General features: G+C 73.9%; 11 protein-coding genes. 3 read left to right on the top strand and 8 right to left on the bottom strand.

The genetic code is table 11. The annotated features are described in order from the left end of the window. The first annotated feature begins 35 nt into the window (after positions 1-35). Together FHG10_RS03085 and FHG10_RS03080 are read left to right on the top strand one after the other, a co-directional pair. Positions 36-878, top strand: coding sequence for an ABC transporter ATP-binding protein (locus tag FHG10_RS03085; protein ID WP_152351835.1), 843 nt, complete (start codon positions 36-38; stop codon positions 876-878). Next, positions 863-2689 carry a hypothetical protein gene (locus tag FHG10_RS03080; RefSeq protein WP_227487997.1) on the top strand — a complete coding sequence of 609 codons (1827 nt, stop codon included), beginning with the start codon at positions 863-865 and terminating at the stop codon, positions 2687-2689. Before FHG10_RS03085 ends, FHG10_RS03080 begins: the two co-directional genes overlap by 16 nt. 76 nt (positions 2690-2765) lie before the next feature. Here FHG10_RS03080 and FHG10_RS03075 read toward each other — a convergent pair whose 3' ends face one another. The 7 genes from FHG10_RS03075 to glmS form a co-directional block, all read right to left on the bottom strand. Next, positions 2766-3398 (bottom strand): GNAT family N-acetyltransferase, encoded by a 633-nt coding sequence (locus FHG10_RS03075; RefSeq protein ID WP_227487996.1) that lies wholly within the window; start codon positions 3396-3398, stop codon positions 2766-2768. Next, the gene (tsaB, locus tag FHG10_RS03070) at positions 3395-4102 is read right to left on the bottom strand and encodes a tRNA (adenosine(37)-N6)-threonylcarbamoyltransferase complex dimerization subunit type 1 TsaB (RefSeq protein WP_319803195.1); all 708 of its coding nucleotides are present in this window, start codon (positions 4100-4102) and stop codon (positions 3395-3397) included. The genes FHG10_RS03075 and tsaB overlap by 4 nt, the downstream gene beginning before the upstream one ends. Further along, positions 4099-4743: a tRNA (adenosine(37)-N6)-threonylcarbamoyltransferase complex ATPase subunit type 1 TsaE gene (gene tsaE / locus FHG10_RS03065; RefSeq protein WP_152351834.1), complete on the bottom strand. Its 645-nt coding sequence runs from the start codon at positions 4741-4743 to the stop codon at positions 4099-4101. Before tsaE ends, tsaB begins: the two co-directional genes overlap by 4 nt. Next, positions 4743-6176 carry an alanine racemase gene (gene alr / locus FHG10_RS03060; protein WP_227487995.1) on the bottom strand — a complete coding sequence of 478 codons (1434 nt, stop codon included), beginning with the start codon at positions 6174-6176 and terminating at the stop codon, positions 4743-4745. Before alr ends, tsaE begins: the two co-directional genes overlap by 1 nt. Then, positions 6173-7735 carry an NAD(P)H-hydrate epimerase gene (locus FHG10_RS03055; protein ID WP_152351833.1) on the bottom strand — a complete coding sequence of 521 codons (1563 nt, stop codon included), beginning with the start codon at positions 7733-7735 and terminating at the stop codon, positions 6173-6175. The genes alr and FHG10_RS03055 overlap by 4 nt, the downstream gene beginning before the upstream one ends. Continuing rightward, the gene (locus FHG10_RS03050; RefSeq protein WP_152351832.1) at positions 7732-8166 is read right to left on the bottom strand and encodes a holo-ACP synthase; all 435 of its coding nucleotides are present in this window, start codon (positions 8164-8166) and stop codon (positions 7732-7734) included. Before FHG10_RS03050 ends, FHG10_RS03055 begins: the two co-directional genes overlap by 4 nt. Before the next feature lie 102 nt (positions 8167-8268). After that, positions 8269-10137, bottom strand: a complete 1869-nt coding sequence (gene glmS / locus FHG10_RS03045; RefSeq protein ID WP_152351831.1) for a glutamine--fructose-6-phosphate transaminase (isomerizing) — start codon at positions 10135-10137, stop codon at positions 8269-8271. Positions 10138-10411: 274 nt separating this feature from the next. On the opposite strand from glmS, the gene coaA reads away from it, so the two are divergent. Beyond that, a complete protein-coding gene (gene coaA, locus FHG10_RS03040) occupies positions 10412-11368 on the top strand; it encodes a type I pantothenate kinase (protein ID WP_152351830.1) in 957 nt (318 codons plus the stop codon). A gap of 78 nt (positions 11369-11446) precedes the next feature. On the opposite strand, the gene glmM is transcribed toward coaA, so the two are convergent. After that, a complete protein-coding gene (glmM, locus tag FHG10_RS03035; RefSeq protein WP_152351829.1) occupies positions 11447-12793 on the bottom strand; it encodes a phosphoglucosamine mutase in 1347 nt (448 codons plus the stop codon). Positions 12794-12868 lie beyond the last annotated feature (75 nt).

Below are 12868 nucleotides of genomic sequence, written 5' to 3'. Positions count from 1 at the left end.
TTCAGCCGCTGCCGTCCCGCCCGTAGTCTTCGAGCATGAGCCAGCCCGCAGACCTGCAGCACGACCCGCACGGCGACGCGCAGCCCGTGCCCGCCGCCGCGTCCGCCCCCTCTACCCCGGGTGCCGAGCCCTCCCTGCACGTGGAAGGGCTGCGCAAGTCCTTCGACGGCACCGAGGTCGTCCACGGCATCTCGCTGTCGATCCCGCGCGGAGCCTTCTACGGGATCGTCGGCCCCAACGGCGCCGGCAAGACCACCACCCTGTCGATGGCGACCGGCCTGCTGCGGCCCGACGGGGGCAGTTCCCAGGTGCTCGGCGTCGACATGTGGGCCGAGCCGGAGCGCGCGAAGGCCCAGATGGGCGTGCTGGCCGACGGCCTGCGGACCTTCGACCGCCTCACCGGGCGCGAGCTGCTGACCTACGTCGGCCTGATCCGCGGCATGGACGCGGCGGTCGTCGACGAGCGCACCTCCTCGCTGCTGGAGGCGATGGACCTCGCCGGGGAGGACGGCAAGCTCGTCGTCGACTACTCGGCCGGCATGACGAAGAAGATCCTGCTGGCCTGCGCGCTGATCCACGCCCCGCGCCTGCTCGTGCTCGACGAGCCTCTCGAGGCCGTCGACCCGGTCTCCGGGCAGCGCATCCGCCAGATCCTGCGCGCCTTCGTCGCCGGCGGCGGCACCGTGGTGCTCTCGAGCCACGTCATGGAGCTCGTCGAGGAGCTGTGCTCGCACGTCGCGATCATCGCCCGCGGAGAGATCCTCGCCGACGGCACCCTCGAGGAGGTCCGCGCCGGCGGCAGCCTCGTGCAGCGCTTCATGGACCTCGTCGGAGCGGGCGAGGTCGAGGAGGGGACCCTGTCATGGCTGGAGTCGTGAGAACCGACGAGCACGGGACGCCGGCGGGAGGCCCCTTCGGCACCGCCGATCGCGCCCACGCCTCCGAGGGCTCCACGCCCTCCGGCACCTCCGGGACCTCCGGGACCTCCGGGACCTCCGGGACCTCCGACATCACCACCGCGGGAGGCTCCCTGCACGGCAGCGTGCGCGGCATCGCGCTCGTGCGGCTGCTCATGCGGCTGAAGTGGATCCTGTGGCGCCGCTCGTTCCGCAAGAACGTCGGCAAGATCATCGGCACGGTCTTCGGGGGCCTCTACGGGCTGGGCGGGATGGCCACCCTGGTCGCCCTCGTCGTCGCCACGGTCGTCATGGACGCCGACGGCTCCGTGTTCCCCACCGCCGTCCGCGCGCTGGGCACGGCGCTCGTGCTGGTCTGGCTGCTCCTGCCGCTGTTCGCCTTCGGCGTCGACGACTCGCTGGACCCCCGCAAGCTGGCCCTGTACCCGCGCACCGCACGGGAGCTGCAGCCGGGCCTGCTGGCCGCCGGTGCCCTCAGTCTGCCCACCCTGTTCACCGTGCTGGGGGTCGCGATCACGAGCGTCGGCGTCATCATCTGGGCGGCCATGCATGCGGCAGGGCCGATCTGGATGGCCCTCGCGATCATCGCCCTCGTCCCCGCCCACCTGGCCGGCATCGTGCTCTGCCTGCTGCTGCCGCGCGCGGTCCTCGCGCACCAGGCCTCGCGCTCCTCGTCGCGGCGCGGTCGCGAGGTGGGCGGGGTGATCGGCATCGTCGTCATGCTGGGCGCCCTCTACGGCATCAGCCTGCTGGGGCAGTCGCTCGACGGCGCGAACATCTCCCTGTGGTCGAAGGTGCTCGCCACCGGAGCGCAGATCGGCGCGTGGACCCCCTTCGGCGCGCTGTTCGCCGTGCCCGTCGACCTCGCCCAGGGCGCCGTGCTGCCCGCCCTCGTCCGCGCGGTGATCGGAGCGGCCACCATCGCGCTGGTGTGGCGGTGGTGGCGCCGCAGCATCGACCTGGCGATGCGCGAGGCGCTGGTCGGCGATGCCTCCTCGGGCAGCGCGAAGGTCTCCGCCCTGGTGCCGCGCCTCGTGCGCTCGAGCGCGTTCGGTGCGGTCATGGGCCGTTCCCTGCGCTACTGGCGCCGCGATTCCCGCTACCTCGCCTCGGTCGTGATCATGCCGGTCATGCTCGTCTTCTTCGTGGCGATGGGCCTGATCAACGAGAACAACCGCGTCACGCCGTTCATGGGCGTGCTGCTCGTGGCGGCGATCAGCGGGATCACGCTCGCGAACGAGATCGGATTCGACGGGCCTGCGGGCTGGGTGAACATCACCGCGGGGCTCCCGGCCCGTGCGAACCTGCGCGGACGGATCGCCGCGATGGCCGTGTTCACCGTGCCGTTCCTGGTGCTCGCAGCGGTCGTGGTCCCGTTCCTCATGGGCCGGCCGGACCTGGTGCCCATGCTCCTGCTCGGCGCGCTCGGGCTGATGATGGGCGGCTGGGGCGCCTCCTCCCTGATCGGGACGATCATGCCGTACCCGACGGCCGCTCCCGGCACGAACCCGATGAAGGACCGCTCGTCCTCGAACGCGAGCGCGATGCTCGCGATGGGGCTCGCGACGGCCGCAGTCTTCATTCCGCAGCTGCCCGCTGTCGGCGTCGCGATCTGGGGGCTCGTCGTCGATGGGCCGATGATCCTGATCGGCGCCGGGGTGCTCTCCCTGGTGATCGGGGTGGTGGTGCTGCTGGTGGGTCTGCGGCTCGCCGAGCGCCGGCTCGAGGCGCACTACGTGGACGTCTTCCAGCGGGTGCACCACCACGTGTGAGCCCGGGCCCGCCGGTGGGTGGGCCCTCAGGTGGGCGGGCGCGCAGGCGGGCAGGCGCGCGCGCAGGTTCCTCCCGTCAGTCGCGCGCGAGCTCGCGGATCATCACGCGGGCGTCGACCGGTCCGCGAGGCCCCGGGTAGTAGCCGGGCCGTCGGCCGATGTCCTGGAAGCCCGCCGCCTCGTAGACCGAGCGGGCGCGCGCGTTGTCCTCGCGCACCTCGAGCACGAGGGCGCGCGCACCTCCCTCACGGGTCGCGCGCAGCGACCAGTCGAGCAGGGCCCGCCCGATGCCGCGGCCGGGCAGGGTGGTGCCGATCGTGTGGAGGTCGGCCGAGTCGCCGAGGAGCATGACGCCCGCGTAGCCGACGATCTCGCCGGGGGCGGCGGCGGCGCTCGGGTTCCCGGGGGCGCCCAGGGCGTGCGGGGCGCCGATCGCCTCAGGAGCATCGGGCTCGTCCGCGGGTCCTCCGCTCGGGAGCCCGCTCCCCTCCTCGACGACGACGAAGCGGCGGGAGGGGTGCGCGATCTCCTCACGCACCATGTCGAAGGTCCAGGCGTCCTCGGGGAACAGCCGCAGCTCGAGCTCGGCGATCGGCAGGGCGTCCTCGAGGGTGGCGACGCGCAGGCGCATCCCCTCGGGCAGCCGCATCTGCTCGGGGAACTCCCCGGGCTCCGACGCGGACGCTCGCTCGGGCGCGGGCTCGGTCACCGCCGGCCCAGGGCGCTCTTGCGCGCCGACGGCTTCTTCGCGTCGGGCTCGCGCAGGTAGAGGGGCTCGGTCGAGGACAGGTCCTCGCCGGCGTCGAGACGGCGCCAGGCCTCGCGGAGCAGGGAACCGGCGTCGACGTGGGCGAGCGCGGAGTTCGGATGCAGGATCTCGCTGTGCAGGAGGGCTCCGGAGCCCGCGACGACGTCGCAGGCCATGAGCTCCTCGGCCACGTCCGCCGGGGCAGAGACGGCGGGTCCCTCGACCCGGTCGAGGCGCGTTCCGGGCGCCGCCGGCGACTGCTCGCCGGCCCGCTCGTAGCGCGCCCAGTAGACCTCGCGGCGCCGCGCGTCGAGCGCGATCGCGAGACTGCGGGCCTCGGGGGTCTCCTCGGCGGCCTGCAGGGCGAGCGCGTCGAGGGAGCACAGGCCGTGCAGCGGGATGTCCAGGACGAAGGCGATCTCGCGCGCGGTCACGAGACCCACGCGCAGGCCCGTGAAGGGGCCCGGGCCGCGTCCGGCGACGACGGTCTCGAGGTCGGCGCGCGCACCGCCCGCCCGGCGCAGGGTGTCGTCGATGAGGGCCATCAGCACCTCGTCGTGGTGCCGTGCGCGGTCGTCCTGGCCGACGGCCAGCACGCGCCCGCTCTCGCGGTCCCCGACGGCCACGCCGACGGCTCCCGAGGTGTCGATCCCGAGCCACATCATGCCTCGTGCCCTTCCGTGGTCATGGTCGTGGTGGATGCCGCGTCCCCGAGCGCCCCGCGGACCGCGCCGATCCGCGCGTCGTCCCAGCGCGGGCCGACGAAGGTGAGCGTGAGCGCACGGCGCTCGTCGAACTCCTCGCCGTCGCCGGCGGCGATGTCCTGCTCCGGCTGCGCCGACTGCGATGGCTGGAGCGTCTTCGCCGGCTGCACATCCTCTGCGCCGGTCGCGCGGGAGAGCTCGACGAGCAGGTGCGAGTCGCTCAGCTGCTCCACGATGTCGCGTCCCCACTCCACGACCATGACCGCGTCCGAGAGGTCGGAGTCGAGGTCGAGGTCGTCGATGTCCGCGCCGCCGCCGAGCCGGTAGGCGTCCACGTGCACGAGTGCAGGCCCGCCCGCCTCGCTCGGGTGGACCCGGGAGATCACGAAGGTCGGGGACGCGACGGGTCCGCGCACTCCCAGTCCCTCGCCGAGGCCCTGGGTGAAGGTGGTCTTCCCGGCGCCGAGGGGCCCGTCGAGCACGAGCAGATCGCCCGCACCGAGCGCTCCGGCGAGGCGTCGCGCGAGCTCGCGGGTGCTCCCGGCCCCGGTCGTGGTGAGCGCGAGCGACGCGACGCCCGATCCGGGCTCGGCGCCGCTCATCAGCGCTGCTCCCGCGGCACGCGGTTGGAGACCGAGGTGAGGATCTCGTAGGGGATGGTCCCCGCGGCGGTCGCCCAGTCGTCGGCGGTCGGGACGCCGGGATGGTTCTCGGGGAGCGTGGGGTCCGCGGCGTCGAGGTCCGCGAGCGCGGGGGCCGATGGGGTCTCGTCGCCCGCCTCCGCGGGCTGGGTCTCCTCGGTCGACTCGGTGGACTCGGTCGTCTCCGGCTCCGCGCCGTCCCGGGAATCCGTCGGACCGCCCGTGCCCGCCGCGGGATCCGAGTCCGTCTCCTGCACCGGCTCCTCCTCCGTCTGCGCGGAGGCGACGAACTGCGGGGTCACGGCGACCTCGGACGCGTCGTCGCCCAGGGGCGCGAGCGCCTGGGCGGCTCCGAACAGCACGACCTCGTCGCCCGCGCGGGCCCGGGACTCCGATCCCAGGTCCACCACGATCTGGTCCATGCTGATCCGCCCGACCTGCTGGGCGCGATGGTCGCCGTCGTCGGAGCGCACGAGCACGCTGACACCGCCGGAGGCGGCGCGCGGAAGCCCGTCGGCGTAGCCGATGGGGACCAGGCCCAGCCGGGTGGGCGCGGGGGTGGTGAAGCGGTGGCCGTAGCCGACGCTCTGGCCCGCGGGCACGTCCTTCACGAGGGCGAGCCGGCTGGTGAGCGTCAGCGCCGGGCGCAGGTCGAGATCGGTGGGGACGGGCGGGTAGCCGTAGAGGCCGATGCCCGGGCGCACGATGTCGCGGTGCAGGTCGCGCCGGGTGAGGGTCGCGGCGGTGTTCGCGAGGTGCTGGAGCGGGATCGGTCCCGCCTCCTCCTCGAGGGCCTCGCAGGCGGAATCGAAGATCTCGACCTGCTGGTCGGTCATCGGGTCCTCGGGGTCGTCGGCCGCGGAGAGATGGGTCCATGCCCCGCTGAGGCGGATGAACTCGTCCTCGCGGGCGGCGGAGCCGATGGCGGCGAGCTTCGCGGGCAGGGCGCCGTTGCGTCCCATGCCGGTGTCGATCTTCACGTGGACGCGGGCGCGGCGGTCGGCCTGGCGGGCGGCGTCGGCGACCATCTTGAGCATCGCGAGGCTGCCCACGGAGATCTCGACGCCCTCGGCGACGACGGCGGGGAGGATCTCGGCGGCGGTGCGCGGCTCGTAGAGCCAGCTGAAGATCGGCACCTCGATGCCGGCGCGGGAGAGCGCCAGGGCGGAGGCCGGATGGGCGACGCCCAGCCAGGTCGCTCCCCCGGCGACGGCCGCGCGGGCGGCGCTGAGCATGCCGTGCCCGTAGCCGTCGGCCTTGACCACGGCCATCAGCGCTGTGTGCTCGCGCAGCGAATCGGCGATCACACGCGTGTTGTGCGTGATCGCCGAGGTGTCCACGACGGCCCTGTTGGGCACGTGCCGAGGATCCTCTGCGGGGATCGGGATGCTCATGCTCCTCCTGCCTCGTCGGCCGGCGGTCTCCGGTCGGCCCCGGCAAGGATAGTCGCGACGGCGTGCGGGACGTGCTCGGCGACGTCCAGGGCGGCGATCGGCGCCGTTCCTCCGAGGGCCGCGTCGCGGGCGGCGCGGCCGTGCACGAGGGCGGCGAGCGCGGCGGCGCGAGGTCCGGGCAGACCCGCCGCGAGCAGGGCTCCGAGCACTCCGCCGAGCACGTCGCCCGCGCCCGCGGTGGCGAGCTGCGAGGTCGCGTCGTCCTGGCTCAGCAGGGGCTCCGAGGGGTGCGACGGGGCGATGATCGTCACAGCTCCCTTGAGCAGGACGGTCGCCCCGGTGGCCTCGGCGAGCGCGCGGGCGAGATCCGGCGCAGGCTGCTCGGGGTCGATGCCCAGCGCCCGTGCGAGCCGCGCGGCCTCCCCGGCGTGCGGGGTGAGCACGACGCCGGGGTGGAATCCGTCGAGCGCGCCGCCGTCGCCCGTGCCCACGGCGCCGAGGGCCCCCGCGTCGACGACGCCGGGCAGTCGCGTCCGCTCGTGGGGCCGGTGCCCGGTGCGCAGGTCCTCGAGGGCGCGCGCGAGGCGCGGATCGTCCTCGGGAACGCCGGAGCCGACCACGCGGGCCTGGTGCTTCCCCTCGCCCCCGACGACCTCGGGCCGACGGGCGAGCACGAGGTCGAGCACGCCGCGCGGGGCGTCCAGGCGCACCATGCCCGCTCCCGCCCGGGCGGCGCCGCTGACCGAGAGCACCGCGGCACCGGGATAGGTCTCCGAGCCGGCGGCGATCTCGACGACGCCGCGCGAGTACTTGTCGTCCCCGCGCCCCGGGGTGGGCCAGAGCGCCGCAGCATCGGCCGACTCCAGGCGCTCGAGGGCGGGACGCTCGGGCAGGTGCGGGCCCAGGCCGATGTCCACGAGGTGCACGGTCCCGGCGAGGTCGGCGCCGCCGGGCAGCAGCAGACCCGTCTTCACGGCCCCGAAGGTGACGGTCTCGCGGGCCGCGAGGGCACCGGGATCGGCGGCGCCGGTCGTCGCGTCGATGCCGCTCGGCACGTCGACCGCGAGCACGGGAGCATCCAGGTCGCGCACCGCGTCCAGCAGCTCGCGCAGCGCGGGCGAGAGCTCGGGACGCCCTCCGATGCCGGTGATCGCGTCGAGCACGAGGGAGATCGGGCCCCGCACGGGGAGCTCGTCGAGGCGCGTGAAGACACGCCCGCCTCTCGCGCGCAGGGCCGCGGCCCCCTCCACGTGGTGGCGTCCGAGGACGGCGAGCGCGTCGGCGGCGACCCCGCGGCGGCGCAGCAGGGCGGCGGCGAACAGGCCGTCGCCGCCGTTGTCCCCCGCCCCGGCGAGCACGAGCACGCGCGCGCCGGCGACGGTCCGGGCCCTCGTCGGCCCCGCGTCCTTCTGTCCCGCACTGCCCTCGCGCCCCCTGCGCAGATGCGCGAGAGCCCGCTGCGCGAGCGCGAACGCCGCGCGCTGCATGAGCGGCTCCCCCGCCTCGAGCAGCGGGGCCTCAGCGGTGCGCACCTGGTCGGCGGTGAACGCGCGGATCATGCGGGCACCGTCCGGGGTCCTGTGCCGCGCTCGGCGACGACCACGGCGGTCGCGACGTCGGCGTCGTGGGAGAGGGAGAGGTGCAGGTGGGCGACGCCCTGGCGCTCGGCCGCGGCGAGGGTCGCCCCGGTGAGGACCAGGTAGGGGCGACCGGCCGCCGTGCGCTCGACGGTCACGTCCTGCCACGAGTAGTCGCCGGGGGCGCCGAGCGCCTTGCCCACGGCCTCCTTCGCGGCGACGCGGGCGGCGCGCGAGGCGGGCGAGAGCCCGCGCTCGGACGGTGCCAGCAGACGATCGAGCAGGCCGGGCGTGCGGGCTGCGAGGGCCTCGAGGCGGGCGATGCCCACGACGTCCACGCCCACGCCGACGACGACGCCGTCCTCGCGCGGCGCGAAGGCGCGCGAGGACGGCGGGAGCTGTGCGGGGGTCACCCCGGCAGTATCACATCGAAACGTGCGCGGGAGCGGAGCGGGCGCCGTGCGGGCGCAGTGCGGGCGCAGTGCAGCAGCAGAGCGGGAGCCCGGCCCCGCGCCTCACTCGACGGTGACGGACTTCGCGAGGTTCCGCGGCTGGTCGACGTCCAGGCCCTTGGCGGCGGCGAGCTCGCACGCGAAGATCTGCAGCGGGATCACCGTGAGCAGGGGCGCGAACAGGGTGCGGGTCGCGGGCACGCGCAGCACCACGTCGGAGTACGGGAGCACGTCGTCGTCGCCGTCCTCGGCGATCACGAGGGTGCGGGCCCCGCGGGCGCGCACCTCCTGAATGTTCGAGACGACCTTCGAGTGCAGGGAGTCGCGGCCGCGCGGCGAGGGCACGATCACGAAGACCGGCTGCCCCTCCTCCACGAGGGCGATCGGCCCGTGCTTGAGCTCGCCGGCGGCGAAGCCCTCGGCGTGGATGTAGGCGATCTCCTTGAGCTTGAGCGCGCCCTCGAGGGCGGTCGGGTAGCCGACGTGGCGGCCCAGGAACAGCACGCTGGAGACGTCGGCCATGGCGCGGGCGAGGTCTCCCACCTGCTCGGCGTCGTCGAGGACGCGCTGCACCTGTGCGGGCAGCTGGTCGAGGTCCTCCATGAGCGCGGCGATCTCGTCGGGGTACAGGTTCCCGCGCACCTGCGCGAGGTAGAGGCCAAGCAGGTAGCAGGCCGTGATCTGCCCCAGGTACGCCTTGGTGGAGGCGACCGCGATCTCGGGGCCGACGTGCAGGTAGAGCGCGGCGTCGGCCTCGCGCGGGATGGTCGAGCCGTGCGTGTTGCAGATGGCCACGACCTTGGCCCCCTGCTCCTGCGCGTGGCGCATGGCCATCAGGGTGTCCATGGTCTCGCCGGACTGGGAGATCGCGACCACGAGGGTCTTCTCGGTGACGATCGGATCGCGGTAGCGGAACTCGTGGGCGAGCTCGACCTCGGTGGGGATGCGGCACCAGTGCTCGATCGCGTACTTCGCGACGTTGCCGGCGTTCGCGGCAGTGCCGCAGGCGACGACGATGATCTTGTCGACGCTGCGCAGCACCGAGGGGTCGATGCTCATCTCGTCGAGGTGGAGCTTCCCGGACTCGATGCGTCCGCGCAGGGTGTCGGCGACGGCGGTGGCCTGCTCGTGGATCTCCTTGGCCATGAAGGAGTCGTGGCCGCCCTTCTGCGCCGCGGTCACGTCCCACTCGATGGTGAAGCGCTTGGGCTCGGGCACGAGCTCGCCCTCGAAGGTGGTGACGACGACCTCGTCCGCGGTGACGGTGACGATCTGGTCCTGGCCGATCTCGAGGGCCTCGCGGGTGGAGTCCACGAAGGCGGCGACGTCGGAGCCCAGGAAGTTCTCGCCCTCGCCGAGGCCGACGACGAGCGGGGAGTTGCGGCGGGCGGCGACCACGCGGTCGGGGGCGTCGCGGTGCACCGCGAGGAGCGTGAAGGCGCCCTCGAGGCGGGCGACGGCCGCGCGCATCGCGTCGGTGAGGTCACCGGTGCCCTGCATCTCGCGGGCGACCAGGTGCGCCGCGACCTCGGAGTCGGTCTCGGAGCGGAACGCGAAGCCCTCGGCCTCGAGCTCGGCGCGCAGGGCCGCGAAGTTCTCGATGATGCCGTTGTGCACGAGGGCGAGCTCGCCGTGCTTCCCGCCCAGGTGGGGGTGGGCGTTGTCGTCGGTGGGCGCGCCGTGGGTGGCCCAGCGGGTGTGGCCGATCGCGACCGGGGAGGTGGTGTCCTCCTCGCCCGCGAGCGCGTCGCGCAGGTTCTGCAGCTTCCCGGCGCGCTTGGCGACGCGCACCGAGCCGTCGTCGATCACCGCGATGCCCGCGGAGTCGTAGCCGCGGTACTCGAGGCGCGCGAGGCCCTGGAGGGCGACCTCGAGAGGACGGGGAGAGGGGGAGGCGGGGGCGGAGCCCACGTAGCCAACGATTCCACACATGGCCCCGACGCTAGCGGGCGCGGACCCCTCGGCGCCCCCTGCGGCGCGGGTCCGAGGGAGGCCTCGCTCACCTTCGCCGGGGCCCGTGCACGGCCCTGACGGGGAGTGCGCACGACCTGTCAGATTCGCGCACCGACCCCTGCGCGGTCCTGAGCGGAACGCTCATGCGGTGCCGCTCGTCCGCGTCCGTCGGGTCCCCGTGCCCCACCGTTCGCCTCCGCGACCCGACCATTCGCGCCCGCGGGCCCCGCGGCCGATGGAACAATGGCTGACCATGAGATCCCATGCGGTCCACGGATCGTTCACCCCCTTCGACGAGATCCGCCGCGAGGACTGGGCCCGGTTGTCGGACCAGACACCCCTCCCCCTGACCGCCGAGGACGCCGAGAAGCTGCGGGGACTGGGCGACAAGCTGGACCTCGCGGAGATCGACGCGGTCTACCGCCCCATCACGCACCTGCTCAACATCCAGGTCGGCTCCGCGCAGGAGCTGCGACGGGCGCGCAGCGGCTTCCTCCACCAGGGTCTGCAGCGCACGCCCTACATGATCGGCGTGGCGGGCTCGGTCGCGGTCGGCAAGTCCACGACGGGTCGTCTGCTGCGCGAGCTCATGGCGCGTCGGCCCGACACCCCGAACGTGCAGCTGGTGACGACCGACGGGTTCCTGCTGCCGACGGCGGAGCTCGAGGCCCGCGGCATCCTGCACCGCAAGGGCTTCCCCGAGAGCTACGACCGCAAGGCACTGCTGCGCTTCGTCGCGGAGGTCAAGGCGGGCACGGACCGCGTCGAGGCGCCCGTCTACTCCCACCTCGTCTACGACATCGTGCCCGACCAGAAGGTGGTCGTGGAGCGGCCCGACGTGCTCATCATCGAGGGCCTCAACGTGCTGCAGCCCCCGCGGCCGCGCAGCGACGGCCGCCTGGGCGTCGCGATCTCCGACTACTTCGACTTCTCCGTCTACGTCGACGCGCGCACCGAGGACATCCGCCGCTGGTACATCGAGCGCTTCCTGCGTCTGCGGCAGACGGCCTTCTCCGACCCGCGCTCCTACTTCCACCGCTACTCGCGCCTCACCGACCAGGAGGCGCGCGCGACCGCGGAGAAGATCTGGGACGACGTCAACGGCCCGAACCTCGCGGAGAACGTCGCGCCCACGCGCGGCCGCGCGGACCTCGTGCTGCGCAAGGACGCCGAGCACCGCGTGCGCAGCGTCCTGCTGCGCAGGGTCTGAGAGCCGCGGGAGAGGACGGAGAAGGGGCCGACGGTTTCCCGTCGGCCCCTTCCTCAGACCCTCAGAGCGAACAGACCCTCAGAGCGAGAGGCGCTCGCGCACGACCGCCGCGAGCTTCTCGGCGGCCGTGGTCGCGACCTCGTCGCTCGGGGCCTCGACCATCACGCGCACCACGGGCTCGGTGCCCGAGGGGCGCAACAGCACCCGGCCGCTCTCGCCGAGCTCGGCCTCGGCCGCAGCGACCGCGTCGAGCACGCCCCGGTCGATCGAGGCACGGGCCTTGTCGACCCCCTTGACGTTGATGAGCGCCTGCGGGAGGCGGGTCAAGACGTCGGCCAGCTCGCGCGCGCTGCGGCCGGTGGTGGCGATGCGCTGCAGCAGGTGCAGGGCGGTCAGCTCGCCGTCGCCGGTGGTGGCGTGCGCGGCCATGATCACGTGCCCGGACTGCTCCCCGCCCAGCGAGTAGCCGCCCAGGTTCATCTCCTCGAGCACGTAGCGGTCGCCCACGGAGGTCTGCCCGAGCGTGATCCCGTGCTCCTTCATGGCGATCTTCAGGCCCAGGTTGCTCATCACGGTGACGACGAGGACGTCGTCGTGCAGCTGCCCGCGCTCCTTGAGGTCCAGGGCGAGGATCGCCATGATCTGGTCGCCGTCGATCTCGCGCCCCGCGGCGTCGACCGCGAGGCAGCGGTCGGCGTCGCCGTCGAAGGCCACGCCGACATCCGCCCCGTGCTCGACGACGGCCGCCTGCAGCTTCTCGAGGTGCGTCGAGCCGCAGTCCTCGTTGATCTGCTTGCCGTCGCTGCGGTCGCCGATCACGTGCACGGTCGCGCCGGCGCCGCGCAGGGCGGCAGGGGCGGTCTCGGAGGCGGCGCCGTTCGCGCAATCGGCGACGACGGTGAGGCCGGTCAGCGGGCCGTCGAGCGTCGAGACCAGGTGCTCGACGTACTGCTCGACCGCGCCGCCGTAGTCGCGGATGGTGCCGACCTCGGTGTCCAGGGGCCGCTGCCACTGCTCGCCGAGGCGGGCCTCGATCGCGTCCTCGACCTCGTCGGGCAGCTTGGTGCCGCCGCGCGCGAAGAACTTGATGCCGTTGTCGGCAGAGGGGTTGTGGGAGGCGGAGATCATCACGCCGAGGTCCGCGCCCGAGGTCTTCACGAGATGCGCGAGCCCGGGGGTGGGGAGGATCCCGGCGTCCTCGACGTCGACGCCCGCGGAGGCGAGGCCCGCGCAGACGGCCGCGCTCAGGAAGTCGCCCGACGGGCGGGTGTCGCGGGCCACGATCGCCCGGGCACGCGCGCCGTCGAAGGCGCCGAAGGTCGCGAGCACGTGGGCGGCGGCGACCGAGAGGTCGACCGCGAGCTCCGCGGTGATGTCCACGTTCGCGGTGCCGCGCACCCCGTCGGTGCCGAACAGTCGTGCCACAGGGGTCTCCTCGGAATGGATGCTGGAAGCCGGGTGCCGGCGCGAGGCGCCGCCCGGGCAGGGTACCGCGATGGG

Origin of the sequence: Brachybacterium subflavum, from assembly GCF_009299795.1 — a bacterium.
GTDB lineage: Bacteria > Actinomycetota > Actinomycetes > Actinomycetales > Dermabacteraceae > Brachybacterium > Brachybacterium subflavum.
The sequence above is the reverse complement of the archived record's forward strand: the minus strand, read 5'-3'. Positions and strand labels throughout refer to the sequence as shown.

Excerpts from the sequence above, each read along its gene's own strand:
- FHG10_RS03080 (WP_227487997.1), top strand. The coding sequence starts at position 863 with ATGGCTGGAGTCGTGAGAACCGACGAGCACGGGACGCCGGCGGGAGGC.
- alr (WP_227487995.1), bottom strand. The coding sequence starts at position 6,176 with ATGAGCATCCCGATCCCCGCAGAGGATCCTCGGCACGTGCCCAACAGG.
- FHG10_RS03085 (WP_152351835.1), top strand. The coding sequence starts at position 36 with ATGAGCCAGCCCGCAGACCTGCAGCACGACCCGCACGGCGACGCGCAG.
- tsaB (WP_319803195.1), bottom strand. The coding sequence starts at position 4,102 with ATGATGTGGCTCGGGATCGACACCTCGGGAGCCGTCGGCGTGGCCGTC.
- glmS (WP_152351831.1), bottom strand. The coding sequence starts at position 10,137 with ATGTGTGGAATCGTTGGCTACGTGGGCTCCGCCCCCGCCTCCCCCTCT.
- FHG10_RS03055 (WP_152351833.1), bottom strand. The coding sequence starts at position 7,735 with ATGATCCGCGCGTTCACCGCCGACCAGGTGCGCACCGCTGAGGCCCCG.
- coaA (WP_152351830.1), top strand. The coding sequence starts at position 10,412 with ATGAGATCCCATGCGGTCCACGGATCGTTCACCCCCTTCGACGAGATC.
- tsaE (WP_152351834.1), bottom strand. The coding sequence starts at position 4,743 with ATGAGCGGCGCCGAGCCCGGATCGGGCGTCGCGTCGCTCGCGCTCACC.